We start from the raw sequence: 26,038 nt of genomic DNA on the forward strand, positions 1-26,038 counted from the left end.
GCATCCGGTGGCATGAGCGCTGTCATGTCGGCTCAGTAGCGGTAGTGGTCGGGCTTGTACGGGCCCTCGACCTCGACGCCGATGTACGCGGCCTGCTCCGGGCGCAGCGTGGTCAGCTTGACGCCGAGGGCGTCGAGGTGGAGGCGGGCGACCTTCTCGTCCAGGTGCTTGGGCAGCGTGTACACGCCGGTCGGGTACTGGTCGGGCTTGGTGAACAGCTCGATCTGCGCCAGCGTCTGGTCCGCGAAGGAGTTCGACATCACGAACGACGGGTGCCCGGTCGCGTTGCCCAGGTTCAGCAGACGGCCCTCGGACAGCACGATGATCACCTTGCCGTCCGGGAACGTCCACGTGTGGACCTGCGGCTTGACCTCGTCCTTCACGATGCCCGGAATCCTCGCCAGGCCGGCCATGTCGATCTCGTTGTCGAAGTGACCGATGTTCCCCACGATCGCCTGGTGCTTCATCCTGGCCATGTCCGAGGCCATGATGATGTCCTTGTTGCCCGTCGTGGTGATGAAGATGTCGGCGGTCTCGACGACCTCGTCCAGCGTCGTGACCTGGTAACCGTCCATCGTCGCCTGGAGCGCGCAGATCGGGTCGATCTCCGTGACGATCACGCGAGCTCCCTGGCCCCGCAGGGACTCCGCACAGCCCTTGCCGACGTCGCCGTAACCGCACACGACGGCGGTCTTGCCGCCGATCAGCACGTCCGTGGCACGGTTGATGCCGTCGACCAGGGAGTGCCGGCAGCCGTACTTGTTGTCGAACTTCGACTTCGTCACCGCGTCGTTGACATTGATCGCCGGGAACAGCAGCACACCGTCACGCTGCATCTCGTACAACCGGTGCACACCCGTCGTGGTCTCCTCCGTCACCCCGCGGATCTCGGCGGCGATGCCGGTCCAGTCGAGGGTGCTCGCCTTCAACAGGGCGGCCACAACGGCCAGTTCCTCGTTGTCGGCCGGCGGCAGCTCACCGGACTTGCGGTATTCGACGCCCTGGTGGACGAGGAGGGTGGCGTCGCCGCCGTCGTCCAGGATCATGTTCGGGCCGCCGGTGGGGCTCTCCGCCCAGGTCAGCGCCTGCTCGGTGCACCACCAGTACTCCTGGAGGGTCTCGCCCTTCCAGGCGAACACCGGAATGCCGGCGGCGGCGATGGCGGCGGCGGCGTGGTCCTGGGTGGAGAAGATGTTGCAGGACGCCCAGCGGACCTCGGCGCCGAGAGCGACCAGGGTCTCGATCAGCACGGCGGTCTGCACCGTCATGTGCAGGGAGCCGGTGATCCGGGCGCCGGCCAGCGGCCGGCGCTCGGCGTACTCCTTGCGGATCGCCATCAGGCCCGGCATCTCGTGCTCGGCGAGGGCGATCTCCTTGCGGCCGAACTCGGCCAGCGAGAGATCGGCGACCTTGAAATCCGTGAACTCAGGCGACACGAATGCTCCTTGAACTGATGACGTTACGGTGGATGTCCAGGGCCGCGGTGGTCCTGTTCAGGGTGATGTAGTGCAGTCCGGGCGCGCCCTCGGCGAGGAGGCGTTCGGCCATGGCGGTGGCGTACTCGACGCCGATGCGGTGGCCCGCGGCGGGGTCGTCGCGCGCGGCCTCCAGCCGGTGGGCCAGGTCCTCGGGGAAGGCGGCGTCGCTCAGCTCGGCGAACCGGCGGACCTGGCGGATGTCGGTGGCGGGCATGATCTCGGGGACGATCGGGATGTCGCAGCCGGCCGCGGCCACCCGGTCGCGCAGCCGCAGGTAGTCCTCCACGTGGAAGAACATCTGCGTGATGGCGTAGTCGGCGCCGGCCCGGCACTTGGCCACGAAGTGCCGGATGTCGGTGTCCCAGTCGGACGAGCGGGGATGCCGCTCGGGGAAGGCGGCGACGCCGATGGTGAAGTTCCCCAGCGAGCGGACGAGTTTGACCAGCTGGTAGGCGTGGCTGAAGCCGTCCGGGTGCGCCACCCACGGCTGCCTGGGGCCGCCGGGCGGATCGCCGCGCAGGGCGAGGACATCCTTGATGCCGGCGTCCGCGTAGGCGCCGATGATCTGCCGCAGCTCGGTCACCGAGTGGCCCACGGCGGTGAGATGCGCGACCGGACGCAGGGTCGTCTGCGTGGCGATGCGGCGGGTGACGTCGATGGTCCGGTCCCGCGAGGAGCCGCCCGCGCCGTAGGTCACGGAGACGAAGTCCGGCCGCAGCGTTTCCACTCGGCGGATCGCCTGCCACAGCGTCCGCTCGCCCGCGGCGGACTTCGGTGGGAAGAACTCGAAGGAAAACGTCGTCATGCGCGGCCTCCCGCGTTGAAGTAGCTCGCCTGCGGGTGATGGACGACGATCGCGTCCGTGGACTGCTCGGGGTGCAGCTGGAACTCCTCGGAGAGGTGGACGCCGATCCGCTCGGGCTCCAGCAGCTCGGCGATCTTGGCGCGGTCCTCCAGGTCCGGGCACGCCGGGTAGCCGAGCGAGTAGCGGCAGCCCTGGTACTCCGTGCGGAACATGCCCTCCATGGCGGCCGGATCGCTGCCGCCGATGCCGAGTTCGGTGCGCACGCGGGCGTGCCAGTACTCGGCGAGCGCCTCGGCCAACTGGACGGACAGGCCGTGCAGTTCGAGGTAGTCGCGGTAGGCGTCGGCCTCGAACAGCTTGGCGGTCTCCTCGCCGATGCGGGAGCCGACGGTGACGACCTGGAAGCCGACGACGTCCCGCTCGCCGGACTCCTCCGGACGGAAGAAGTCGGCCAGGCACAGGCGCCGGCCGCGGCGCTGGCGGGGGAAGGTGAACCGGGTGCGCTCACCACCGTGCTCGTCCAGGACGATCAGGTCGTCCCCCTTGGACACGCAGGGGAAGTAGCCGTGGACCACGGCCGCTTCCAGCAGGTTCTCCGTCAGCAGCCGGTCGAGCCACATGCGCAGCCGCGGCCGTCCCTCGCCCTCGACGGTCTCGCCCTTGAGCCCCCACTGCCCCTTGAAGAGGGCGCCCTCGTCGAGCCAGGAGGCGTACTCCTTGAGCTGGATGCCCTTGACGACACGGGTGCCCCAGAACGGCGGTGCCGGCACGGGGTTGTCGGTGGCGACATCGGAGCGGCCGGCCTCCGCGGGCTCCTGAGGGACCGCCGGCCGCGCGGGTACGCGGCGTCGCTTCAGTTCGGGCAGTTTCGCGCCGGGTACGCCGCGCTTGACGCCGATCAGGGCGTCCATCAGGCGCAGACCCTCGAAGGCGTCGCGGGCGTAGCGGACCTCGCCCTGGTAGATCTCGTGGAGGTCCTGTTCGACGTACGCCCTGGTCAGTGCGGCGCCGCCGAGGATGACGGGGTACTTGCCGGCCAGGTCGCGCTGGTTGAGTTCCTCCAGGTTCTCCTTCATGATCACCGTGGACTTCACCAGCAGCCCGGACATCCCGATCACGTCCGCGCGGTGTTCCTCGGCGGCCTCCAGGATCGCGGAGACCGGCTGCTTGATCCCGAGGTTGACGACGTTGTAGCCGTTGTTGGACAGGATGATGTCGACCAGGTTCTTGCCGATGTCGTGGACGTCGCCACGCACGGTGGCCAGCACGATGGTGCCCTTGCCCTCCGCGTCCGACTTCTCCATGTGCGGCTCAAGATGGGCGACGGCCGCCTTCATCACCTCGGCGGACTGGAGCACGAACGGCAGCTGCATCTGCCCCGACCCGAACAGCTCCCCGACGACCTTCATCCCGTCCAGCAGCGTCTCGTTGACGATGTCCAGCGCGGGACGCTCCCGCAGCGCGGCGTCGAGGTCGGCCTCCAGACCGTTGCGTTCACCGTCGATGATCCGCCGCTTGAGGCGTTCCTCCAGCGGCAGCGCGGCCAGCTCCTGCGCCTTGCCCGCCTTGAGCGACTTCGCGGTCGCGCCCTCGAACAGCTGCATGAGCTTCTGGAGCGGGTCGTAGCCCTCGGCGCGCCGGTCGTAGATCAGGTCCAGGGCGGTGGCGACTTCTTCCTCGCTGAACCGGGCGATGGGCAGGATCTTCGAGGCGTGCACGATCGCCGAGTCCAGGCCCGCCTTGACACACTCGTCCAGGAAGACACTGTTGAGCAGGATGCGGGCGGCCGGGTTCAGACCGAAGGAGATGTTCGACAACCCGAGCGTGGTCTGCACGTCCGGGTGGCGGCGCTTGAGCTCGCGGATCGCCTCGATCGTGGCGATGCCGTCCCCACGGGACTCCTCCTGGCCGGTGCAGATCGTGAAGGTCAGGGTGTCGATCAGGATGTCCGACTCATGGATGCCCCAGTTCCCGGTCAGGTCCGCGATCAGGCGCTCGGCGATGGCGACCTTGTTCCCGACCGTGCGGGCCTGGCCCTCCTCGTCGATGGTCAGCGCGATCAGCGCGGCGCCGTGCTCCCGCGCCAGCGCCGTGACCTTCGCGAACCGGGAGTCGGGGCCGTCGCCGTCCTCGTAGTTCACGGAGTTGATCACCGCGCGGCCGCCGAGGCGCTCCAGACCGGCCTCGATCACGTTGACCTCGGTGGAGTCCAGCACGATCGGCAGCGTCGACGCGGTCGCCAGGCGCCCGGCCAGCTCCGCCATGTCGGCGACGCCGTCGCGGCCGACGTAGTCCACGCACAGGTCGAGCATGTGCGCGCCCTCGCGGATCTGCTCCCGCGCCATCTCCACACAGTCGTCCCAGCGGCCCTCCAGCATGGCCTCGCGGAACTTCTTCGACCCGTTCGCGTTGGTCCGCTCACCGATCGCCAGGTACGAGGTGTCCTGCCGGAACGGCACCGACTGGTACAGGGACGCGGCGCCCGGCTCCGGGCGCGGGTCACGCGCCGGCGGGGTCAGACCCCGGACACGCTCCACCACCTGACGCAGGTGCTCGGGGGTCGTACCGCAGCAGCCGCCGACCAGCGACAGGCCGTACTCGCGGACGAAGGTCTCCTGAGCGTCCGCCAGGCCCTCCGGTCCGAGCGGGAAGTGCGCGCCGTCCCTGGTGAGGACCGGCAGGCCGGCGTTCGGCATGCACAGCAGCGGGACGCGGGCGTGCCGGGTGAGATAGCGCAGGTGCTCGGTCATCTCCGCGGGCCCGGTCGAGCAGTTCAGGCCGATCATGTCGATGCCCAGCGGCTCCAGGGCGGTCAGCGCCGCGCCGATCTCCGAGCCCAGGAGCATCGTGCCGGTGGTCTCGAAGGCCATCGAGACCAGGAGCGGGACCTCGGCGCCGAGGGCCGTCATGGCGCGGCGCGCGCCGAGCACGGAGGCCTTGGTCTGGAGCAGGTCCTGGGTGGTCTCCACGAGGAGCGCGTCCGCACCGCCGGTGAGCAGCCCCTCGGCATTGGCCTGGAAGCCGTCCCGGATGGTCGTGAACCCGATGTGGCCGAGGGTGGGCAGCTTGGTGCCGGGACCGATCGAGCCCAGCACCCAGCGGACGCGGCCGTCCCGCGCGGTGAACTCGTCGGCGACCGTGCGGGCGATCCGGGCGCCCGCCTCGGACAGCTCGTACACCCGGTCCGCGATGTCGTACTCGGACGCGGCGGAATGGTTCGCCCCGAAGGTGTTGGTCTCGACGCAGTCCACGCCCGCGTCGAAATAGGCGGCGTGCACCGAACGCACGATGTCGGGGCGGGTGACGTTCAGGACCTCGTTGCAGCCCTCCAACTGCTGGAAGTCCTCCAGGGTCGGGTCGTGGGCCTGGAGCATCGTGCCCATGGCCCCGTCCGCGACCACCACACGGGAGGCGAGCGCCGCACGGAGCGTCTCGGAGCCTGCGGTCACCGCGGCCACAGCACACCTCCCAGGTGCGCCGCCAGCTCGTCGGCCGCCGCCGTGCCGTAGGACGCGGCGAGCACGGCGCACAGCAGGGCGGGATCGGCTTCGTAGGACTGGGAACCGACCTCGCCGAGCGCCAACGAGGCCATCGCACACCCCAGTTGGGCCGCGCGCAGGCGGCTCTGTCCCCAGGCGAGGGCCGCGAGGAAGCCCGCGCGGAAGGCATCGCCGACTCCGGTCGGATCGGCGATCCGGACACCGGCGACGGCGGGCACGATGAGCACCGGGCCGTCCGCGGTCTCGATCCGGACCCCGTCGGCGCCGAGCGTGGTGACCCAGGACCCCACCCGTACCAGGACGTCCTCGTGACTCCAGCCGGTGCGTTCCAGCAGCAGGGTCGACTCGTACTCGTTGGTGAACAGCCAGCGCGCCCCGGTCACCAGGGTGCGCGTCTGGTCGCGGTCGAGGCGGGCCAGCTGCTGCGAGGGATCGGCCGCGAAGGCGATGCCGAGCGCGCGGCACCGCTCGGTGTGCCGCACCATGGCCTCGGGGTCGTCCGGCGCCACGACCACGAGGTCCGGCACCGGATCGAGGCGGCTCAGGTCGATGTCCCGCGCCTCGGCCATGGCACCGGCGTAGAAGGCCGCGATCTGGTTGGCGTCCTGGTCCGTGAGGCACAGGAACCGGGCCGTCTGCCGCCGGGCCGAGACATGCACGGCGCCGGTGTCGACGCCGTGCTCCTTGAGCCACACCTCGTACTCGGCGAAGTCGCTGCCGACGGCGCCGACGAGCACGGGGCCGAGCCCCAGCCCGCCCAGCCCGTAGGAGATGTTGGCGGCGACCCCGCCGCGGCGTACCTCCAGGTCGTCGGCCAGGAACGACAGCGACACACGGTCGAGCCGGTCGGGGATCAGCTGATCCGCGATCCGGCCGGGAAACGTCATGAGGTGGTCGGTGGCGATGGAGCCGGTCACCGCGATGCGCATGGGAACTCCCGTCCCTGTCGGTCCGGCCGGTCAGCGACCCGCGGCGGCGTTGAGCTGGTCGGCACGGTCCGTGCGCTCCCAGGTGAACTCGGGCAGCTCACGGCCGAAGTGGCCGTAGGCGGCGGTGCGCGAGTAGATCGGCCGCAGCAGATCCAGATCGCGGATGACGGCGGCCGGACGCAGATCGAACACCTCGCGGATGGCCCGCTCGATCACGGTGCGCGGCACCCGCTCGGTGCCGAAGGTCTCCACGAACAGGCCCACCGGTTCGGCCTTGCCGATCGCGTAGGCGACCTGCACCTCGCAGCGTTCGGCGAGGTCCGCCGCGACGACGTTCTTGGCGACCCAGCGCATCGCGTAGGCGGCCGAACGGTCCACCTTGGACGGGTCCTTGCCGGAGAAGGCGCCGCCGCCGTGCCGGGCCATGCCGCCGTACGTGTCGATGATGATCTTCCGGCCGGTCAGGCCGGCGTCGCCCATCGGGCCGCCGATCTCGAACCGGCCGGTGGGGTTGACCAGCAGCCGGTAGTCGTCGGTCTCCAGCTTGATGCCGTCCTCGGCCAGCCGGGCCAGCACGGGCTCCACGACCTGCCGGCGCACGTCCGGGGTCAGCAGGTGGTCGAGGTCGATGTCGGCCGCGTGCTGCGAGGAGACCACCACCGTGTCCAGGCGCACCGGGCGGTCGTCCCGGTACTCGATGGTGACCTGGGTCTTGCCGTCCGGGCGCAGGTAGGGCAGCACACCGTCCTTGCGCACCGCGGCCAGCCGGCGCGACAGCCGGTGCGCCAGTTCGATGGGCAGCGGCATCAGGGTGGGGGTCTCCCGCGTGGCGTAGCCGAACATCAGCCCCTGGTCACCGGCGCCCTGCGCGGCGAGTTCGTCATCGCTGTGGCCGAGCCGCTGCTCGTACGCGGTGTCCACGCCCTGGGCGATGTCCGGGGACTGGGCGCCGATGGACACCGACACGCCGCACGAGGCGCCGTCGAAGCCCTTGGCCGACGAGTCGTAGCCGATGTCCAGGACGGTCTTGCGGACGATGCCGGGGATGTCCGCGTAGGCGGAGGTGGTCACCTCCCCGGCGACGTGCACCTGGCCCGTGGTGATCAGGGTCTCCACCGCCACCCGTGAGGTCGGGTCCTCGCGCAGGAGGGAGTCCAGGACGGCGTCACTGATCTGGTCAGCGATCTTGTCGGGGTGGCCCTCGGTGACGGACTCCGAGGTGAACAACCGGGTTGCCATGTCTCTCCTAGGCGTGAGCAGTCGTGTCCAACGTGCCGCCCGGGTCCGGGCGGCCGGCGGGCTCGCCGGGCGGCGGCCGTGAGATCCGTACGAAGCCGGCGGCGCGGCTGGGGATGCGGCCGCGCGGTCGCGGCGGCCCGGACGGCGGCCGACCCCCTGGGCCGTGTCCGGCCGCCGCCGGCGAGGGCGGGACGCGGACGCCGCGATCGGGGCCGGCCGCACCGGAGTCCGTGCCGCGGGACCGGCCGGGAGACGTCCCCGGCAGCACACGGACGGCGGCGGGGCCCGTACGCGTGCTGTCGTCCCCCTCCCTGGCGGTGCCACGGCGGCATCAGCGTGTCCTCGGCCCGTGGAGGGCGGCTGGAGGACCGCTCGACGTCGCGCGCGGCGCGGTCCCGAGACCCCGGACCGGGCCGCCACGGCGCGGTGCACACCGGGAAGCCCCGCACGGTCGGCGGGGCACACACCGAGGGGACCCACGAGGTGGGGGGCACGGCCGTACGACCGCGGCGGTGCCCCGCGGCATGTCCACCGGCCAGCGTCCGGCCCGCCGCCCGACGGCGGTCGGAGCGCCTGGGACGCCCCGGACACGCGGCCCCTCCACCGCTCCGCGAGCACCTGTCGAGGCCGGCGCGGCAACCTCGGGCGTGCGCTCCGATGCGGACCGGAACGAGCCCTCACGGAGCCGCGGACCGCCCGCCGGCGCCCCCATTTCCCCCGATGGGCACCGGCGGGCCCTCCTCCTGCGCGCCGTCGTGCCGACCGGTGCGACCGGCGGCGACAGCGGGTCCGGCGGGGCCGAGACGAAGGGACACAACAGTGAACAGCACGTGGTTCCGGCGCTTCACCACGGCCGCGGGGGATGGACCGCGGCTCGTCTGCTTCCCGCACGCGGGGGGCTCCGCGACGGCCTACCTGAAGCTGGCGCGCGCACTCGCCGGCGGTTTCGACGTGGTGGCCGTCCAGTATCCGGGGCGCCAGGACCGCTACGAGGAGGAGCCGTTCACCGCGCTGGCCCCGCTCGCCGAGGCGGTGGCCGGGGAACTGGCCCGCGAACTGGCCGCGGATCCGGGACGGCCGTACGCCTTGTTCGGCCACAGCATGGGCGCACTCGTCGCCTTCGAGACCGCCCGCCTGCTGGCCCGCGGCGAACTGCCCTCCCCGCGGCGGCTGTTCCTCTCCGGCCGGAGCGGCCCCGCCGTCCGCGACCGGACCCGTTACGACCTCTTCGACGACGCCGAGATCCTGGCCGACGTGGGCCGGCTCGGCGGCACCGACCGGGCCGTGCTCGACGACCCCGAGATCCAGGAGATGGTGCTGCCGGCGCTGCGCGGCGACTACCAGGCCTTCGGCACGTACCGCTGGCGCGGGGGAGAGCCGCTCACCGCCCCGATGACCGTCCTGATCGGGGACCACGACCCGATGGTGGCGCTCCCCGAGGCCGAGGCATGGCGGGAGCACACCACCGGCGACTTCGACCTGCGGGTCTTCCCCGGCGGCCACTTCTACCTCTTCGACCACGTCGACGCGGTCGCGCGGGCCGTCACCGGCGGTCTGCTCGCCGGCACCGCCGCCCCCTGACCGCACCTCGCCACCGGCCGCCGGCCGGCACCGATCCAACGAAGTCAAGGCACCACGCAACGAGGGGAAACGACGTGGGAAACACCGGTACGGACACCGACGTGGTGATCGCGGGCGCCGGGCCGACGGGACTGATGCTCGCCTGCGAGCTGCGGCTGTCGGGCGTCGACGTGGTGGTGGTCGAGCGGCTCCCGGAGCGGACGGGCGAGTCGCGGGCCGGCGGGATGCACTCGCGCACCCTGGAGGTGCTGGACCAGCGCGGCATCCTGGACCGCTTCCTCGCCGCCGGCGAACTCCAGCCGGTGGGCCACTTCTCCGGCCTCTACCTGGAGTTCGACCCGGCCGAGTCCCGGCACGCCTACCCGCTGATGATCCTCCAGTCCGAGATCGAGCGGCTGCTGGAGGAGCGGGCCGCCGAACTCGGCGTGCGGGTGCGCAGGTCCGCCGAGGTGAGCGGGGTCCGGCAGGACGAGGACGGCGTGACGGTCGAGCTGCGGACGCCGGACGCGGCCTCCGCGCCGGTGCGCGCCCGCTACCTCGTGGGCTGCGACGGCGGCCGCAGCACGGTACGCAAACTGGCAGGCATCGACTTCCCCGGCACCGAGCCCACCATGACCGCGCTGATCGGCGACGTCGAACTCCCCGACCTGACCGAGGACTACATCTGGGTGCGGCGCTGCGCGGGCGGCGACTACTCGGCCATCGCCTTCGAGCCCGGCTGGTACCGGGTGATCACCTCCGAGTACGACCACGTCGCCGACCGCGACGAACCCGTGACGTTCGAGCAGCTGCGCGAGTCGCTGGTCCGGCTCGCCGGCACCGACTTCGGCATGCACAGCCCGCGCTGGGTCTCCCGGTTCAACGACGCCGCACGGCAGGCCGCCCAGTACCGCAAGGGCCGGGTCCTGCTCGCGGGCGACGCGGCGCACATCCACTTCCCGGCCGGCGGGCAGGGGCTGAACATGGGCGTCCAGGACGCGGTCAACCTGGGCTGGAAGCTCGCCTCGGTGGTGCGTGGCCAGGCCCCGGAGGCCCTGCTGGACAGCTACCACGACGAGCGCCACCCCGTCGCGGAGCGCGTCCTGCTCAACACCCGCGCGCAGTCGGCCCTGGCCCGCCCCGGCCCGCAGACCGACGCGCTGCGCGAGGTGTTCGGCTCGCTCCTCGTCTTCGACGACGTCAACCGGAAGCTGTGCGGCATGCTCACCGCCCTGGACATCCGCTACCCCGCCGACGGCGACCACGAGCTGACGGGCCGCCGGGTCCCCGACGCCGACCTCAAGACGCCCGACGGCGCCACCCGCGTCCACGCGCTGCTGCACACCGCCCGTCCCGTCCTGCTCGACCTGGGCGGCGGCGCCGAGGCGGCGGCGCTCGCGCGGGCCTGGGCCGATCGCGTCGACCTCGTCGAGGCGCGGAGCGTGGACGACCACTGGGTCGTCCCGGCCGTCGGCGAGATCCCCGCCCCCGCCGCGCTCCTCGTCCGCCCCGACGGCCATGTCGCCTGGGCGGCCGACGACGGCGTGCCCGGCACCTTTGCCCTGCGCACCGCCCTCACCACCTGGTTCGGCGGTCCCACCGACGCGACGAGCCGGCTTCCGCACTGACGATCACGGACCGACGCCATGAGACGTAAGGACTGACGAGTGTCGACATCGCCCACAACACCGTTGCCCAGGAGGGTGTACGCATGACCGCGCAGCTGATCGAGCTGATGCTCCAGCCCTCGACCCGTACCCAGGAAAGCCCCATCGAGCCGTCCCCGGCATGGCGGGAACTACAGCATTCCGCCCCGGTGCACCGGGTCCGGCTGCCGGACGGCCACTATGCCTGGATACTCACCGACTACCAGCTGATGCGGAAGGTGCTGGCCGACCACAAGCGCTTCAGCGCCCGCTACGAGCTGTGGCACCTCCCGTTCCCGTTCGTCGAGGAGGGCGGCACCCTGCCGCCCGCGATGGTCGGTGACCCGTCGGGGATCGACCCGCCGCACCACACCCGGATCCGCCAGGCGGTGACCGGACTGTTCACCGTCCGGCGCATGCGGCAGCTGACCGAGCGCATCCAGAAGATGACGAACGAGCATCTGGACGCCATGGAGAAGCTGACCCCGCCGGTGGACCTGGTGAAGGTGTTCGCGGAGGCCATTCCGTCGCTGACCATCTGCGAACTGCTCGCCGTCCCGGAGGACCGCCGGGAGGAGTTCCTCAACCAGGCCCGTACGGTGATGAGCTGGGACGTCAGCCTGGAGGAGCGGGGCGCGGCGCACAACGCCGTCCACGACTACCTGCACAGCCTGGTCGTGGAGAAGCGGGCCGACCCGACGGACGACATGATCAGCGATCTGGCCGCCACGGACCTGACCCTCGACGAGATCGCGGGCTTCTGCGCGTTCCTGCTGGGCGCCGGCATGGACACCACGTCCAACATGATCGCGACCGGCATGTTCGTGCTGTTCAACCACCCCGAGCAGCTCACCGAGCTGCGGAACGACCCGACCCTGATCGACGACGCGGTCGAGGAACTGCTCCGCTACCTGAGCGTGGCGGACATGGCGTTCCGGACCGCCCTGGAGGACGTCGAGGTGGGCGGCGAGACCATCAAGGCCGGGGAGACGCTGGTGTTCTCCCTCGCGGTCGGCAACCGGGACCCCAAGAAGTACCCCGACCCGGACCGGCTCGACCTGCGCCGCAAGCCCTCCGGCCACCTGGCCTTCTCGCACGGCATCCACCAGTGCCTGGGCCAGCAGCTCGCCCGCGTCGAGATGCGGGTCACCATCCCCGCGCTGCTGGAGCGCTTCCCGTCCTTGCGGCTGGCCGCCTCCGCCGAGGACATCCCCATGCGCACCCGCGAGAACATCTACGGCGTCTGGAACCTCCCGGTCACGTGGGGGGAGGAGTGATGGACAGCGGCACTCTCAGGCTCGTCGTCGACCCGAGCCGCTGCGTCGGCGCCGGCATGTGCGCCCTCATCGCGCCCGAGGACTTCGACCAGGACGAGGACGGGCGGGTGACGTTGCTGCGTGCGGCGGGCGCGGGCGACGAGTCCGTCCGCCGCGCCGCCGATTCCTGCCCCTCCGGAGCCGTACGGATCACCATCGAGAGCTGAACGCTCGGCTGGAGCACCTCGAAGAGATGCGGAACCGGTGAAGTCCCCCTCAATCGGCCCCCGCCGACGGGGACTCGGCGAAGGCGCCCGCGGCCGCGGCGAGGGCGGCGGTCCGCGCCGCCTGGCCGGGCAGTCGCGCATCGGGTGCCGTGCGCAAGAGCACCAGCTGGTGGTACAGCGGTGCGGTGGCCGCGACGAGCAGGCGCCGGGCGTCGGTGTCCGGGGGCAGCTCGCCGCGCCGCACCGCCCGGCTGACGGCGATCTCGCAGCGCGCGTACCGGTCCTCCCACAGGCGCTGCTGGGCCCGGGCGGCCTTCTCGGAGCGGAACGAGGCGGCGATCAGCGCCATCACGATCGGCGGCTGTGCGGTGAGGGCCGTCTGGATCTCCTCGTTCAGCGCTGCCAGGTCGCCTTCCAGTGAACCGGTGTCCGGCGGCTCCCAGTCGTCGTCGGACGCCGCGTCGAGGAAGTCGGCGAGCAGGCCGCCGACGTCTCCCCAGCGCCGGTACACCGTGGTGCGGTGCACACCGGCGCGGGCGGCGACCGCGTCGGTGGTGAGTCTGTCGTAACCGTGTTCGCCGAGCTCGGCGACGACCGCGTCGAGCACCAGCCGACGGATGCGGGCGGTGCGGCCCCCGGGTCGGCGGCGGGTCGGCGGACGGGTGCTTTCCGGTTCCGGGTCTGCGGGAGTCATCACAAAAACCTTTGCTCGGGGCGTCGACCTGATGGCAGGCTATTAAAGCAACATCTGTCGCACTAGTAGGGAGACGACCTTCGTGATGCCGCCTGTACCCGCCGACCCGACCGTGGTGCACCCGATGCCCGGCCAGCCGCGGGTGGTGCTGCTGAAGCCGCTGATCACCTCGGAGCTGATCGAGGTCGGAGACTTCTCCTACTACGACGACCCCGACGACCCGACCGCGTTCGAGACCCGCAACGTGCTGTACCACTACGGGCCGGAGAAGCTGGTCATCGGGAAGTTCTGCGCGCTGGGCGAGGGCGTGCGGTTCATCATGAACGGCGCCAACCACCGCATGGACGGCCCCTCCACGTTCCCCTTCCCGATCATGGGCGGTTCCTGGTCCGAGCACTTCGACCTCATCACCGGCCTGACCGGACGGGGCGACACCGTGGTGGGCCACGACGTCTGGTTCGGCTACCGGTCCATGGTGATGCCCGGCGTCCGCATCGGCCATGGAGCGATCATCGCCTCCGGTTCCGTCGTCGTCGACGACGTCCCCGACTACGGCATCGTCGGCGGCAACCCCGCCCGCCTCATCCGCCGCCGCTACAGCGACGCCGACGTGGACCGGCTCCTCGCCGTGGCCTGGTGGGACTGGCCGCTTGAGCACATCACCGAGCACATCCGCACGATCATGTCCGGCAGCGTCGACGACCTGGAGAAGGCGGCGCCCGGACCCGCGGGGAAGGCGCAGCAGTCCCCAACGCCCCTCGGCTCTTGAGCCAGTTGCACCACGAACCACCGTTCCAAGCACCGAGAATCGAGCTGCCCGTATGCCTTCCGCACCGCACCGCGACACCTTCACCGACTGGCTCCGCGCCCACGCCGCCCCCCTCGACCACCTCGACCCCGAGGCGCCGCTCGACGATCTGGAGCCGCTGCGCGCCGTCATCGGTGACGCACGGGTCGTCGCGCTCGGCGAAAGCTCCCACTTCATCGAGGAGTTCGCCGCCCTGCGCGAGCGCATCCTGCGCTTCCTGGCCGAGCGCTGCGGGTTCACCGTCCTGGCCTTCGAGTTCGGCTTCAGCGAAGGCTTCGCCCTCGACACGTGGGCCCAGGGCGAGGGCACGGACGACGACCTAACGGCGCACCTCGCCGGGACGATCCCCGTGGGAGCCGACGGGCCGCTGCGCTGGATACGCCGGCACAACCGCACCGCCCCGGCACCGGTGCGCTTCGCGGGCGTCGACATCCCGGCGGCCGGCGGCTCCCTGCTGCCTGCCCTGACCCCGGTCGCCGACTACCTGCGCCGGATCGACCCCGAAACCCTGCCGCTCCTCCAGGAGGCGATGCGGATCGCCGCATCGTTCGCCGGCGGCTCCGCGGCCGTCGCCGCGCCCGCGTGGGCGCGCCTGGCCACCGCCGAGCAGGACGCCCTCAGCGCGACCCTGACCCGCCTGCTCATCCGGTTCCGCTCCCTCGAACCGCTGTACGTCTCCCGCGGCGACCAGCGCGACTACGACATCGCCGTGCGCCGGCTCGAAGGTGCCTGCCACGCCGACCACTCCTTCCGCGCCATGGCGGGTCTCTTCGCCGGCAACGGGCTGACCGCCGACACCTCGGCCCGCGACGCCTACATGGCCGGGTCCCTCCTGTGGCACCTGGAACGCCACGAACCCGGCACCCGCGTCGTGCTGGCGGCCCACAACGCCCACATCCAGCGGACACCAGTGTCCTTCGACGGCTGGCTCACGGGACTCCCGATGGGACACCACCTGCACCACGCGCTCGGCGACGACTACGTCGCCGTCGGCATGGTGAGCACCACCGGACACACCGCGGACATGCCCCGCGACGAGAACACCCCCTTCGGCTTCACCATCGACGCCACCGCGCTGGAGCCGGCCGAGCCGGGAAGCGTCGAGGCCGCCTTCGCCGACGCCGGACTCGGGCTGAGCGTCGCCGATCTGCGCCGGGCCCGCCCGCAGGCGGGCCGGGAGGACTCCGGCCCCGCTTCGGGTCCCGACCGCATCCGGATCCAGAGCGCCTACCTCCACACCCCGGTCCTGGAGGCGTTCGACGCCGTCCTGCACACCCCGACCTCCACCGTCGCCGACACCGGCTCCCTGCTCTGCCAGTCAGGAAGCCGGGGCTGAGACCGGGAAGCCGCGGCCGAGACTAGGGTGCGCGCATGGAGATCGAAAGCGAAGACATCGCGGACGGCGTGATACTCCGGCTCGCCGAACCGGCGGACGCCCCCGCACTGTGCGCCGCCTACGCCGGGAACCGGACGCACCTCGAACCCTGGGAACCGCGCCGCCCGGAGTCCTTCTTCACCGTGGCCGGTCAGCAGCGGCGCCTGGAGGAACAGCTACGGCAGTACGCGGACGGCCGGATCGTGCCGTGGCTGTTCGAACGCGACGGCCGGATCGTGGGCACCATCACGCTGTCCGGCATCGCCCTGGGCGCCTTCTGCAGTTCCTATCTCGGCTACTGGGTCGCCGCGGACCAGCAGGGCCGGGGGATCGCGACCGGCGCCGTCCGGCGGGTCTGCCGGATCGCGCGGGACACGATCGGGCTGCACCGGATCGAGGCGACCATCCTCCCGGAGAACACCGGCTCCGCACGGGTGCTGGAGAAGTGCGGGTTCGAGGTGATCGGCCTGGCCCCGCACTATCTGCACATCAACGGACGGTGGCGGGATCACCGGATCTTCCAGCGGGTGCTGCACGACGAACACCCGGTCGCGTGAGCCGGGCGGCGCGCACCGCCACGGCGTGCGCGCCCAGCCCCGCCGCCGCGAACAGCACGCCCAGCACCGTCCAGCCGGCCGCCCCCGCGGCCACCACACCGCCCGCGACCAGCGACGGCCCCACCATGCCCTCCGCGGTCGGGCCCAGGTTGTAGGCGGCGGCGTAACTTCCGCGCTCCGCCTCGGGGGACAGCGCGAACTGGAGCCCCCAGCCGCCCGAGGAGTGCCAGATCTCGGCGAGGGTGTGCAGCACCACCGAGGCCAGCATCAGCGCCGCGGCCGCGGCCGGCGGCACCCAGGACGCGAGCGTCAGCGTGCCGCACATCAGGGCGAGGAACACCCCGGCGCGCCGCATGTGCCGACCCGCGCCGGGCACCGTCTCCGCACCCTTGCTCAGCGGCACCTGGAGCGCGATGGCGATCACGGTGTTGACCGCGATGAGCAGCGGCGCGATCGCCGCCGGCGCCTCGGTCCGCTGGGTCACCCACAGCGGCATGCCGATCACCAGCACCGACAAGTTGAGCTGGAGGAAACCGTTGCAGCACGTCAGCAGCAGGAACCGGCGGTCGCGGAACGGCGCGAACCCGGTGCGCGCCCGGACCTTGCGGTGGCCGCCCACCTCGCGTGCCCGCATCATCAGCACGGCCGCGACGACGAAGGACAGCGCGTCGCCCAGCAGCAGCGAGCGGTACCCGAGATCCGTGCCGCTGCCCACGGCCACCGCCGCCAGTAGCGCGCCCACCAGGAACCCGGTGTTCTTCAGCACCTGCACCCTGGCCATCACGCCGATCCGCTCGGCGTCCGGAAAGGCGGCACCGACGTAGGTCTGGAGGGCGGGCATGCCGGCGTACTCGGCGAGCCCCAGCAGGCACAGCACGGTGAGGAACTGCCAGAAGGAGCCGACGAACGCCAGCGCGGAACACCACACCGCGCGCCACAGATGCAGCGCGACCAGCGCGCGCCGCGGCCCGATCCGGTCCACCAGCGCGCCGTTGGGAACGGTCGCGGCGAGCGCCACCAGGCCGAGCACGGACAGCCCGACGCCGATCTCACCGGCGGACAGCCCGACCACGCGGGAGTAGAAGAGGGCGGCCCCGGCCAGGAAGAGACCACCGCCGACGGCGTCGATGGCGACCGTCGTCAGAAGCCGTCGTTCGGTCGGGCCGGTCGGGCGGATCCCGAACCGCGCGGTCACCGGCATCGGCATGATCAGTCACCGGTCCTTTCCGGATGGTTCACAGGCAGGTCTCGTGTGCCTCGGAGACACAGGTGGGGCAGAACACCGCACCCTCCAGGCGCTCCTGGCAGGCCGGGCAGTGCCGCACCGCGCCGATGCCGTCACCGGTCCAGGTGTCCGACAGCACCGAGCGCAGCGCGGTGTCGGCGTCGCGCACCTTCGGGTGCAGGGACGTGTCCCGGCCGAGCCGCAGCGCCGCGGCGATCACCGGCTCGGGCACCCCCAGCTCACGCCAGGCCAGCCGGCACGCCGGCCATGACCGCTCGGTCCAGTGGATGTCCTCGGCCGCCCGGGACATGGCCGTACGCACCGCCGGGGCGACGATCCCCGCACCGGCCGCGGCCGCGAGGACCGCCCGCAGATGGACGACGGACACCGTCAGTTCGGCATGGCCGCCCTCGGCGTTCAGCAGGGTGGCGACATCGGCGTCCGAGCGCAGCACGCCCAGCCGGTACAGGGTGAAGACGTCGCCGATACCGATCGCGCCCAGCGGCCACAGGTCGGCGGCCCGCAGCGCCCCCATGCTGGAGGCACCCACCAGCGTCCAGCCCGCGTCGAGCACTTCGCGGCACTCGGTCGGGGTGACGGCCATCGACCCGCCGAACAGACCGTCGATCAGCACCACCGTGCCCGGCCTGCGGCCGAGCAATGGCGCGAGGTCGCCGCGGCGCACCGGCGGGCGCAGCTCCACGCCGGCCAGCACGGCCGGGTCCAGCGGCTGGACCGAGGCGGCGCCGAACACGATCGGCCGGGCGGTGTCACTGGGCCACACGATGGCTCCTACCGGGGTCGACGACGGAGTCGGCCATGCCGGGCACCGCGACATGGGCGACGGGCAGGCCGAACTCCTGGACGGTCAGATCGGTGCAGACGACGCGGTAGTAACCGCCGTGCGCCAGCCGAGCGGCGACATGCCGCAGCGTGGCGCGGGTCGACCGGGGCGGCGGGTCGGGCAGCTCGCGGAAGTCGGTGACGCCCTCGGCCTTGGCGACCAGCGCGCGCCGCAGGAACGCCGAGCGCTGCCGCGCCGGGTCCGCGCGGTAGACGTCGGCAACCCGGTCAAGGTCCTCGCGGCTGCCCTGGATCGCGGTGGCCCGGGCCTGTGCCGCCTCGGTCAGCGCCCGGCGCAGCGCCACCCCGGCGTTGGGATGGGTGCCGAAGCCGGAGACGGCGAGATGGGCCTGCGCGGAGTTCAGGTCGGACAGGAACACGGCGAACGTCGGCAGGACCGTCGTATGGGTCAGGTCGATGACCACGGTGTCGACGCGCGCCCGCGCGTACTTGTGCAGCAGCTCGGTCTCGGCGGTGCCGGTGATGGTGTCGAGGCCGACCAGCCGCCCCGGACCGCCGTGCAGATAGCGGGAGGTGGCGTCCCGCTCGACCACCTCGTACAGGGCGTGCAGTACGGCCTCGGCGAAGGTCGCGCCGGAGGCCAGCCCCGTGGTGCTCGGGCGTACGGGCCGCACATGGCCCGGCGGGGTGTCGTAGGGGAAGACCACCTCGGCGGCCGGGAGCAGTACGTCGGTGCCGTCCCGCGCGTCCGTGCCGCCGATCCACTCCATGGGTTCGTCGGGCAGCGCCGGCAGCCCGAGGTCGGCGGCGTCCAGCCGGACGAGGCCGGCGGCGTCGAGTTCGGACGGCCGGGCGGACCGCAGCGGCCGGGGAAGCGCACCGCAGTGCCGTTCCAGGGCCTCGAACAGAGCGGAGGCCAGCGCTTCGGTCTTCCCGTTGCCCTTGCCCTGGCACAGGGTGATCTGGCCGGTGCGGGCACCCGGCCGCGTCACACTGAACACCGGGATGCCGAGGAAGTCCAGCGGGGTGAGGTCGGCGACCCGGCTGATGCCGAGCCGGTTGCGCAGCGGCCATACCCGGGCGACGGCCTCCTCGGCGCCGACGGACCGGTGCGAGGTGCCGCACGACATCATGGCGGGGGCGCCGCCGCGCTCCTCGAGCCAGCTCAGGGCATGGGTGCGCGCGGGGGCGAGGAGGTCGGTCATGACATGGCTTCCTCACGAGGGCGTACGGGTGGAGGGGGGCCGGGAACGCCGTCGCCGGCCGGCGCGGTCGTCCGGCCGGCCACGACGCGCTCCCGCGTCACGACCACCAGGCAGCGCGCGTGCAGCGCCGTCAGGAAGGCCAGCGCCGCGTCGACTCCGGTGCCCGTGCCCGCCAGGCACTGCGGCAGATACGCGGACAACGGCACCCCCGACTCGGCCCGCGACAGCGCGGTGAACGCCCACCGGGGCAGCCGCAGCCCGGCTTTCCCCTCCGCTCCGCCGGTGATGCGCAGCAGGGCGCCGGACCCGTCCTGCTCCCACCGCAGGTTGGCGCCGGGTGCCAGGGCGATACAGGAGTCGAGGCCGAGCGTCGTACCCAGTCCGGCGAGCCGGCGCACGAACCGGTCGCCGAGGACCATGCCGCTCAGATGGGTGGCCAGCAGCATGTCGAGGGCCTGCCCGGCGGTCTCGATCATGGGCTCGCCGCGCCGGTTGAGGGACGTGTTGACCATCACCGGGAAGCCGGTGCGCTCCCCGACCAGGTGCAGCAGCCGGTGCACCTCGGGATTGGCGGCCTCGGACACGGTCTGCACCCGGGCCGTGCCGTCGACGTGGGTGACGGCCGCCAGCTGCGCCCGGTACTCCTCGCGCACCTTGACCACGCGCAGCATGTGCGGGGAGGGCGCGTCGAGTTCGAAGTACTTCGCGGCGACCTCCTCCGGCACGATCGGCGCCAGCGGGCGGAAGTCCTCCCGGAACTTGACCTGCGCGTTGATGAAGTCCCAGGTGTCCCGGCTGCGGGCGTCCGCGAACACCGACCGGTGGCCCAGCGCGCGCGGCCCGAACTCCGAGCCGCCCCGGAACCAGCCGATCACCTCGCCGGCCGCGATCCGGTCCGCGAGAGCGGGCAGACTGAGCGGCTCTGCCCCGACCCGGTCCCCGACGAGCGCGAGGGCGCTGTCGTGGTCCTCCTGCGTGTAGGGATGGCCCAGATAGTCGTCGAACGCGCCGATGTCCCGGCGCGTCGAGCCGGTCAGCCGGAAGTGCCCGGCCGCCGCGCAGCCCAGCGAGACACCGGCGTCGCTCGCCGCCGGCACCACGAAGAAGCGGTCGGCGCCGCTCTCCCGGGCGATCAGGTCGTTCGCGACGGAGTTGAGCGCGACACCGCCCGCGTAGGCGAGGTTCCGGCAGCCGGGGACCAGCGACATCGCGTACCGCATCCGCGCGAGGAGCGCCTCCTCCAGGTCCGCCTGCACGCGGGCGGCGAGGTCGGCGTGGTCCAGCGGGTCGCTGCCGTCGGACGGCCGGCGGTACAGGTCCTTCCAGTCGGTGCGGAAACGCGGCAGCTTGTCGGGGCCCTCCTCGAGCAGACTGGGCCCCGCGCCTCCGGGCCTGCCCCAGGGGGCGAGGCCCATCAGCTTGCCGCTGCCCTCCTGCCAGTCCCCGAAGACGTACTGGCTGACCGCCGCGTACGTCTCCCCGATCGACGACGAACCGACGCGTACGTTGAAGGAGTCGGCCAGCTCCCGGAACAGCAGCCGGTACCCGCCGCGGTCGAAGTGGTAGACGGAGAAGACATGGATCCGCGGCAGCCGGCCGGCCGGCCGCCGCTCCAGGTACTCCTTCAGCTCCGGCCCGCTGACCAGCAGGTCGTCCGCGCCCAGCACGGAACCCCCGGAGCCGTCGCAGACGACGACCACCGCCTCCTCGAACGGCGAGGTCCAGAACGCCGAGAAAGCGTGGGCGAGATGGTGCGAGACGTACACGGTCCGCTCGCCGAACGGATCGAAGAGGTCGAAGTCCCGTGCCGCGGACGGCACCGAGAGCCCCACGTAACCGGGCAGCAGCGGCTGCGCGTTGAACGCGAACGCGTCGACACCGGCGGGGTCCACCCCGGCCGAGTCCAGGCAGTAGTCCGCGGCCGCACGGGAGTCCAGATAGCCGACGCCGTCGTGCTTGCGCCGCGTGATCCGCTCCTGCTGCACACCGACGCGCGGCACTCCGTCGCTCAGCAGGCACGCGGAGGCGTCGTGACTGGCGGACAGCCCGAGCACGACGGGCCCGCGCCGAGCGGCGGAGGCGGCGGGCGCGGCGGATGCGGCGGACGCGGCGCGCCCGATCTCCCGCGCCCCGGCCGTTCCGTCCACGGCCGTTCCGTCCACGGCCGTTCCGTACACGGCCGCATAGGCCGGACCGGAGCACTCCACCACGACGGTGCCCTGCCCGGCGTCCGCCACCAGCCACCCGGCACCGGTCGCGCGCTCCCCCTCGGAAGCCGTCACGGACACCTCCGCCGCGGGCGGCAACCACAGCGGCCGCTCCTCGCCGCAGAGGGGCTCCGCGGCACCCACCGCGACGACGGCGACCCGCGCCGGCCCGCCGCCGACGCGCAGCGGCAACTCGCCGCCCTGGAAAGCGAACACCCGCACGCCGGCGCCCTGAGCGGCCAGCGCGTCCAGCTCCTCGGGGCCGCCCTCCAGCACACCACCGGGCCCGGTGCCGGCCAGCAGCGCGGCCCGCAGCGACGCCGAGGGCACGGCCTGGCCGCCGCTCCGCAACCGGCCCAGCACCACGGCCGCCCACCCGGCGACCACGCCGACCGCCGCCGAGGTCCCCCGCATCGGTTCGAACCCGCCGGACGCGGACTCCGTCGGATACGCCCCGTCCGCGACCAGCACCTGCGGTTTGCGGCCCACCAGGTCGCTCCCGCAGTACGCCGTCGGCGCCCCGTCGGCCCCCGTCACGCCGACCGCGAGCACCGACGTACAGGAGGCGGGAAAGCGCAGCCGCCCCGGACCGTCGTGACCGGCGGCGGCGGCGAAGAGGGGCATGGCGGGATCGCGGGCGACCTCCTCGAAGGCGCGCCGCACACCGAGCCGTTCGGCGTCCGCCTCGGGGCAGGACCAGGGCATGGCGACGATGTCCCAGCCGGTGACGACGCGGCGCAGATCGGCCGCGAGCGTGCGCGCCCCGAGGTCCGCGGCGCTGGCGTACCCGATCTCCGCGCCGGGCGCGAGCCGTGCGCACAGGCGGGCCACTCGCTCGGTGTGGCCGTCGGTGGGCGAGCCCGCCGCGGCCGGTACGGACCCGTCGCTGACCACGAGGACCCGGACGGCCGTCCCGGTCCCCGTCATGCCGCACCCGCCCGGGCCAGGCCGTCCGACGCCGCCGGCGTCCAGTCGGCCTCGTCGAGCAGCTCCTCGATCCGGCCGAAGTCCTCGTCCAGGTCCTGGGCGTCGAGCCCGACCCCGATCTCGTACGTCACCGCGCGCAGTCGCGGCGAGGCGGCTACCGCCTCCTGGAGCAGGTCGATGACGGCCGGGGCCACCGCGTGGCTGTGGGTGTCGAGGTAGCGGTTGTCGAAGGTCGGGTCGATGTAGCCGCCCGCCACATGGATCTCCACCACCCGTTCCAGCGGCAGCGAGCGCAGCACCTGTGCGAAGGGCCGGCGCGCGGCGACCGCGTACGAGAAGACATGAGCGACGTCGAGCAGCAGATCGCAGTCGGCGCCGTCGGTGACCCGGTGGAAGAAGTCGCCGAGGCTCATCCGCCCGACGGCCAGTGTGCAGGAGGGGATCTCCGGCACGAACCGGTAGCGGCTGAGGCGGTGCAGGGTGCGGATGCCCTCGACGACATGGTCGGCGAGCTCGCGTTCGAACAGGGGCGGGGTGAAGTACGGCAGGGGGTACGGGCCGATCGACCACAGACCGATGTCCTCGCACGTCCACACGGCGTCCAGGACGTCGCTCACCGCCTCCAGACGGGTGTGCAGATCGAGGTTGGGACCACCGGGCGCCGCCGGTGCCACGCCCGGCAGGTGATGCACCACGGGCAGGCCGCGGGCGCACTCGTCCATGAAGACCCGCGCGTCCGCGGTGCTGGGCAGCGACACCACGGACAGGTGGCTCAGCCGGCCGTCGTACTTGGTACGCAGCTCGGCCATGCTCTGCGGGTAGCGGTCGCGGTACTGCCAGTCGAGCCCGAAGCCGAGCCGGGCGACGGGGTGTGCCTGGGCTGGTGTCATGTTGACCTGCTTCACAGCGGAAGGGCCGCGGCCGTCACCCGGTGACCGGGGAAAGCGGCGACGACGATCTGGTGGTCACCGGCTTCGAGCGCGCCGGGCGCCGCGGAGCGCGGCAGCCGGCCCCGCTCGTCTACCAAGCGCCACGCGGACCGGAACGTCTCGACCTGGAGCGCGCCCGGCACGACCGGCGGCAGCAGCCCCCCGTCGTCCCAGGGGGAGAAGGCCGACTTCGTCAGGTCCATGCCCTCGCCGGGGATCCCGGTGGTACAGGCGCACACGTCCTCGGGCGGCGCGATCAGCTCGGGCGCCGAGAAGCGGCTCACCAGTCCGAAAAGCTGGAAGACGTCCGCGAGCAGCGCGGATTCGCCCCGGACGGCGCCATGGGCGTACAGACAGAAGTTCTCGAACAGCGTGCGGCCGGTGCTGCGCCAGAACGCGTCGGCGTCCGCGTAGCCCTCGACCAGCGGGGTGAGCGTCTCCTTGCCGAGGCACTGCCACAACGGCGGGCACGTGCGCTGGAGTTGGCGGTCCAGGTTCCGCAGCCGGGCCGCGCGCTCCACGGTCAGCGCGTGGAAGTCGACGGTGGCGAGCACCGCGGCCGTCTCCGGGCACACCTGCCCCTCGCCGGCGGCCAGCGCGTCGGCGACCACGCCGGCGGACGACTTCGAGTAGAGCAGGCGCAGCAGCAGTTCCGTGCGGGCCTCCCGGTCGTCGCGCAGCAGCAGCGCACGAGTCGTACCGGGCCCGACGGCGCACGCGTCGGGGGCGAGGGTGGGCAAGACGATCACCGCCTTTTCGACGTGGACGAGGGACGAGGAAAGACCGGCGGCCGGGCCCCCCGGAGGGAACCCGGCCGGGGCCGCGGCTCGTTACTCCTGCCACTCCTTGTTGGAGGTCACGGAGCCCAGCGAAAGGTCGTCGTTGCCGCCGAGCTCGGCGCGCATCGGGTTGACGAACTCCTGCGCGTGCGTGGTGGCGAGGTGCTGGATGATCGCCGAACGCAGTGACTTGTCACCGTCGAGGGCGGCGAGGATGGCAGCGGTCTTGTCGGACATCGGGTCTCCCTGTGGCAGTTGAGAACGTCGTCTCGCTGGCAAGGGCCAAAGCTAGGAGGGCGGCCTCGAGCCCCGTCTGAACCTCACTGGACCGGTGGCGTGAGGTGCTGCTGCCGTACGCCGGCACCGCTGGACGGAGCCGGAGTCAAAACGGGCGGGCCATCACGCCAGGGAGCCGACCCACGGCACGCCGGAGTGCGCGATCAACCGCCGGCCGGGGGCTCCGAGTGGTCCGCGACGCGGTCCGGGACGCCCGTCGTCGCGGCGGCGGCCGGCTGAGCGACGGGTCGGTACGCGAAGGCGCGGCAGACCCTCAGACGTGCCTGTCCCCGGACGTGAAGCGACCGAGATGAGCGGTGGCCCACTGGGCGAAGGTGGTGGGCGCCCGGCCCGTGAGACGTGCGACCGTCTCCGTGGTCGCGCTCTTGGCGCCCGCGGCCTGCCGTTCCGCGCTGGCGAGCAGCGCGTCCGCCAACGCCGCAGGATAGCGGCGCAGGTAGGCGGCGCGTGCCGCACTCGGGGACAGGGCCCGGCACGTCAGGGGCCGGCCCAGGAGACCGGCCAGGATGCGGGTCTGGTCCTCGGCGGACAACGCCTCGGGGCCGGTGAGCTGGTACGACCGGCCGTGATGGGTGTCGTCACCGAGGACCAGTGAGGCCACCTCGGCGATGTCCTCCGGCGCGATGCAGGCATTGCGGCTGTGCGGGTGCAGCGCCTCGGTGGTCGCGTTGTCGCGGATGCCCGGAGCCCAGGCCAGGGCGTGCGTCATGAAGGACCGCGGCTGGAGCATCGTCCAGGGAAGGCCGCTGCTCCGGATGAGCTCCTCGTTCTCCCGCTGCCACGTGGTGACGAGGTCATTGGCCGCCGGATCACGGACGGCGGCCGCGGACAGTTTGACGATGTGTCCGACGGAGCAGTCCAAGGCCGCCCGGACAATGTTCTGGTCGTGCTGGGGGCGGCTGGGGTCGTTCGTGACGACGAAGACCGCGTCCGCCCCGCTGAACGCCTCGCGGAGGCTCGCGGGCCGGTCGTAGTCGCACACCAGGCGCCGTGGCGCGGGCTGAAGGCCGCCCTGCGTACCGTTCGGGCCCTGCGGCGGGCGGTCCCGCAAGACGCTTCGGCCGGTGAGGGTGAGCCGGTGCCCGGCCGCTGCCAGGTGACGGGCCACCAGCGGGGCGACCTTTCCGGTGGCCCCCGTCAGCACGATGTGCCGGGTCTCGCGCGCCATCGTCACGAGGCCCGGACTGGTCGCGGGCCGACGCTGATGTCCGCGCGTACGGCGGCGGCCAGGCTGCCGGCGGTGGCCTGAGTGCTCATCAGCGCCTCGGCCCGTGCGGCGCGTTCCGCGGTGGTGGTCGTCACAGGTTGTCCAGTCCCCGACAAAATGAGAGGACGTAATGTTAGCGCGGCCCCCGCGGCCGGCGGTCAGTCACCACTGCCTGCCCTGGCGACGTCGTCCTGGCCGCCGGCGCGCGGTCGTCCCCGCGCCCGGCACCGAACGCGTCCCCGCCCTCACCTGGGGCCCCCGATCCCCAGCTTCGGACTCAGGCCAGGGCCGCCGTCGCCGGATTGTCGGCGCTGACGGCGGCCTGTCGGTGACGTGTCGGTGGTTTGTCGGTGGCTGCCCGGACAGTGGAGCCCACCGGGCGCC

The 26,038-nt window shown here is 72.4% G+C and carries 22 protein-coding genes; 7 read left to right on the top strand and 15 right to left on the bottom strand.

Translation table 11 applies throughout. The annotated features are described in order from the left end of the window. Nucleotides 1–32 precede the first annotated feature (32 nt). Genes ahcY through metK form a run of 5 tightly spaced genes read right to left on the bottom strand, consistent with a single transcriptional unit; the run spans nt 33 to nt 7,951 of the window. A complete protein-coding gene (gene ahcY / locus ACE4Q9_RS33900) occupies nt 33–1,436 on the bottom strand; it encodes an adenosylhomocysteinase (protein ID WP_397988462.1) in 1,404 nt (467 codons plus the stop codon). After that, nucleotides 1,426–2,283 carry a methylenetetrahydrofolate reductase [NAD(P)H] gene (gene metF / locus ACE4Q9_RS33905; RefSeq protein ID WP_397988463.1) on the bottom strand — a complete coding sequence of 286 codons (858 nt, stop codon included), beginning with the start codon at nt 2,281–2,283 and terminating at the stop codon, nt 1,426–1,428. Before metF ends, ahcY begins: the two co-directional genes overlap by 11 nt. After that, nucleotides 2,280–5,741 (bottom strand): methionine synthase, encoded by a 3,462-nt coding sequence (gene metH, locus ACE4Q9_RS33910; RefSeq protein WP_397988464.1) that lies wholly within the window; start codon nt 5,739–5,741, stop codon nt 2,280–2,282. Before metH ends, metF begins: the two co-directional genes overlap by 4 nt. After that, on the bottom strand, nt 5,729–6,712 hold the full coding sequence (locus ACE4Q9_RS33915; RefSeq protein ID WP_397988465.1) for a carbohydrate kinase family protein: 984 nt from the start codon (nt 6,710–6,712) through the stop codon (nt 5,729–5,731). The genes metH and ACE4Q9_RS33915 overlap by 13 nt, the downstream gene beginning before the upstream one ends. Before the next feature lie 30 nt (nt 6,713–6,742). Continuing rightward, nucleotides 6,743–7,951 (bottom strand): methionine adenosyltransferase, encoded by a 1,209-nt coding sequence (gene metK, locus ACE4Q9_RS33920; RefSeq protein ID WP_397988467.1) that lies wholly within the window; start codon nt 7,949–7,951, stop codon nt 6,743–6,745. 819 nt (nt 7,952–8,770) lie between these two features. On the opposite strand from metK, the gene ACE4Q9_RS33925 reads away from it, so the two are divergent. The 4 genes from ACE4Q9_RS33925 (at nt 8,771) to ACE4Q9_RS33940 (ending at nt 12,640) form a co-directional block, all read left to right on the top strand. Further along, nucleotides 8,771–9,532 (top strand): thioesterase II family protein, encoded by a 762-nt coding sequence (locus ACE4Q9_RS33925; RefSeq protein ID WP_397988469.1) that lies wholly within the window; start codon nt 8,771–8,773, stop codon nt 9,530–9,532. A gap of 74 nt (nt 9,533–9,606) precedes the next feature. Next, nucleotides 9,607–11,139, top strand: a complete 1,533-nt coding sequence (locus ACE4Q9_RS33930) for an FAD-dependent monooxygenase (protein ID WP_397988471.1) — start codon at nt 9,607–9,609, stop codon at nt 11,137–11,139. Nucleotides 11,140–11,222: 83 nt separating this feature from the next. Beyond that, on the top strand, nt 11,223–12,434 hold the full coding sequence (locus tag ACE4Q9_RS33935) for a cytochrome P450 (protein WP_397988473.1): 1,212 nt from the start codon (nt 11,223–11,225) through the stop codon (nt 12,432–12,434). Continuing rightward, nucleotides 12,434–12,640 (top strand): ferredoxin, encoded by a 207-nt coding sequence (locus ACE4Q9_RS33940; RefSeq protein ID WP_397988474.1) that lies wholly within the window; start codon nt 12,434–12,436, stop codon nt 12,638–12,640. The genes ACE4Q9_RS33935 and ACE4Q9_RS33940 overlap by 1 nt, the downstream gene beginning before the upstream one ends. A 49-nt stretch (nt 12,641–12,689) precedes the next feature. Here ACE4Q9_RS33940 and ACE4Q9_RS33945 read toward each other — a convergent pair whose 3' ends face one another. Continuing rightward, nucleotides 12,690–13,334 (bottom strand): TetR/AcrR family transcriptional regulator, encoded by a 645-nt coding sequence (locus ACE4Q9_RS33945; protein WP_397988475.1) that lies wholly within the window; start codon nt 13,332–13,334, stop codon nt 12,690–12,692. A gap of 85 nt (nt 13,335–13,419) precedes the next feature. Between ACE4Q9_RS33945 and ACE4Q9_RS33950 the strand changes: the two genes are divergently transcribed. From ACE4Q9_RS33950 to ACE4Q9_RS33960, 3 genes are read left to right on the top strand one after another with little or no spacing between them, the layout of a single operon-like run. Next, nucleotides 13,420–14,103: a CatB-related O-acetyltransferase gene (locus tag ACE4Q9_RS33950; protein WP_397988476.1), complete on the top strand. Its 684-nt coding sequence runs from the start codon at nt 13,420–13,422 to the stop codon at nt 14,101–14,103. Nucleotides 14,104–14,155: 52 nt separating this feature from the next. Then, entirely contained in the window at nt 14,156–15,478 is a 1,323-nt protein-coding gene (locus ACE4Q9_RS33955; protein WP_397988477.1) for an erythromycin esterase family protein, read from the top strand. A 35-nt stretch (nt 15,479–15,513) separates the two neighbouring features. After that, nucleotides 15,514–16,074 carry a GNAT family N-acetyltransferase gene (locus tag ACE4Q9_RS33960; protein WP_397988478.1) on the top strand — a complete coding sequence of 187 codons (561 nt, stop codon included), beginning with the start codon at nt 15,514–15,516 and terminating at the stop codon, nt 16,072–16,074. Here ACE4Q9_RS33960 and ACE4Q9_RS33965 read toward each other — a convergent pair. The 9 genes from ACE4Q9_RS33965 to ACE4Q9_RS34005 all read right to left on the bottom strand — a co-directional run bounded on the left by ACE4Q9_RS33965 (nt 16,007) and on the right by ACE4Q9_RS34005 (nt 25,749). Beyond that, nucleotides 16,007–17,281 (bottom strand): MFS transporter, encoded by a 1,275-nt coding sequence (locus ACE4Q9_RS33965; RefSeq protein ID WP_397988479.1) that lies wholly within the window; start codon nt 17,279–17,281, stop codon nt 16,007–16,009. The genes ACE4Q9_RS33960 and ACE4Q9_RS33965 overlap by 68 nt on opposite strands. A gap of 28 nt (nt 17,282–17,309) precedes the next feature. Continuing rightward, a complete protein-coding gene (locus ACE4Q9_RS33970; RefSeq protein WP_397988480.1) occupies nt 17,310–18,083 on the bottom strand; it encodes a TfuA-like protein in 774 nt (257 codons plus the stop codon). Beyond that, nucleotides 18,070–19,308, bottom strand: a complete 1,239-nt coding sequence (locus ACE4Q9_RS33975; protein ID WP_397988481.1) for a YcaO-like family protein — start codon at nt 19,306–19,308, stop codon at nt 18,070–18,072. Before ACE4Q9_RS33975 ends, ACE4Q9_RS33970 begins: the two co-directional genes overlap by 14 nt. Further along, nucleotides 19,305–22,442, bottom strand: a complete 3,138-nt coding sequence (locus ACE4Q9_RS33980) for a carbamoyltransferase C-terminal domain-containing protein (RefSeq protein WP_397988482.1) — start codon at nt 22,440–22,442, stop codon at nt 19,305–19,307. The genes ACE4Q9_RS33975 and ACE4Q9_RS33980 overlap by 4 nt, the downstream gene beginning before the upstream one ends. Further along, nucleotides 22,439–23,332 carry a DUF692 family multinuclear iron-containing protein gene (locus tag ACE4Q9_RS33985; RefSeq protein ID WP_397988483.1) on the bottom strand — a complete coding sequence of 298 codons (894 nt, stop codon included), beginning with the start codon at nt 23,330–23,332 and terminating at the stop codon, nt 22,439–22,441. Before ACE4Q9_RS33985 ends, ACE4Q9_RS33980 begins: the two co-directional genes overlap by 4 nt. Before the next feature lie 11 nt (nt 23,333–23,343). Then, a complete protein-coding gene (locus tag ACE4Q9_RS33990) occupies nt 23,344–24,111 on the bottom strand; it encodes a hypothetical protein (protein ID WP_397988484.1) in 768 nt (255 codons plus the stop codon). A gap of 90 nt (nt 24,112–24,201) precedes the next feature. Continuing rightward, entirely contained in the window at nt 24,202–24,387 is a 186-nt protein-coding gene (locus ACE4Q9_RS33995) for a hypothetical protein (RefSeq protein WP_397988486.1), read from the bottom strand. 313 nt (nt 24,388–24,700) lie between these two features. Further along, nucleotides 24,701–25,615 (bottom strand): NAD(P)H-binding protein, encoded by a 915-nt coding sequence (locus ACE4Q9_RS34000; RefSeq protein WP_397988488.1) that lies wholly within the window; start codon nt 25,613–25,615, stop codon nt 24,701–24,703. Between the two features lie 2 nt (nt 25,616–25,617). Next, on the bottom strand, nt 25,618–25,749 hold the full coding sequence (locus tag ACE4Q9_RS34005) for a hypothetical protein (RefSeq protein WP_397988490.1): 132 nt from the start codon (nt 25,747–25,749) through the stop codon (nt 25,618–25,620). Nucleotides 25,750–26,038: the final 289 nt, after the last annotated feature.

Origin of the sequence: Streptomyces sp. AM6-12, from assembly GCF_044327085.1 — a bacterium.
Classification (GTDB): Bacteria; Actinomycetota; Actinomycetes; order Streptomycetales; family Streptomycetaceae; genus Streptomyces.

Coding starts and splice junctions, on each gene's coding strand:
- metF (WP_397988463.1), bottom strand. CDS start 2,283: ATGACGACGTTTTCCTTCGAGTTCTTCCCACCGAAGTCCGCCGCGGGC.
- ACE4Q9_RS33915 (WP_397988465.1), bottom strand. CDS start 6,712: ATGCGCATCGCGGTGACCGGCTCCATCGCCACCGACCACCTCATGACG.
- metK (WP_397988467.1), bottom strand. CDS start 7,951: ATGGCAACCCGGTTGTTCACCTCGGAGTCCGTCACCGAGGGCCACCCC.
- ACE4Q9_RS33935 (WP_397988473.1), top strand. CDS start 11,223: ATGACCGCGCAGCTGATCGAGCTGATGCTCCAGCCCTCGACCCGTACC.
- ACE4Q9_RS33940 (WP_397988474.1), top strand. CDS start 12,434: ATGGACAGCGGCACTCTCAGGCTCGTCGTCGACCCGAGCCGCTGCGTC.
- ACE4Q9_RS33945 (WP_397988475.1), bottom strand. CDS start 13,334: ATGACTCCCGCAGACCCGGAACCGGAAAGCACCCGTCCGCCGACCCGC.
- ACE4Q9_RS33950 (WP_397988476.1), top strand. CDS start 13,420: ATGCCGCCTGTACCCGCCGACCCGACCGTGGTGCACCCGATGCCCGGC.
- ACE4Q9_RS33955 (WP_397988477.1), top strand. CDS start 14,156: ATGCCTTCCGCACCGCACCGCGACACCTTCACCGACTGGCTCCGCGCC.
- ACE4Q9_RS33960 (WP_397988478.1), top strand. CDS start 15,514: ATGGAGATCGAAAGCGAAGACATCGCGGACGGCGTGATACTCCGGCTC.
- ACE4Q9_RS33965 (WP_397988479.1), bottom strand. CDS start 17,281: ATGCCGATGCCGGTGACCGCGCGGTTCGGGATCCGCCCGACCGGCCCG.
- ACE4Q9_RS33975 (WP_397988481.1), bottom strand. CDS start 19,308: ATGACCGACCTCCTCGCCCCCGCGCGCACCCATGCCCTGAGCTGGCTC.
- ACE4Q9_RS33980 (WP_397988482.1), bottom strand. CDS start 22,442: ATGACGGGGACCGGGACGGCCGTCCGGGTCCTCGTGGTCAGCGACGGG.
- ACE4Q9_RS33985 (WP_397988483.1), bottom strand. CDS start 23,332: ATGACACCAGCCCAGGCACACCCCGTCGCCCGGCTCGGCTTCGGGCTC.
- ACE4Q9_RS33995 (WP_397988486.1), bottom strand. CDS start 24,387: ATGTCCGACAAGACCGCTGCCATCCTCGCCGCCCTCGACGGTGACAAG.
- ACE4Q9_RS34000 (WP_397988488.1), bottom strand. CDS start 25,615: ATGGCGCGCGAGACCCGGCACATCGTGCTGACGGGGGCCACCGGAAAG.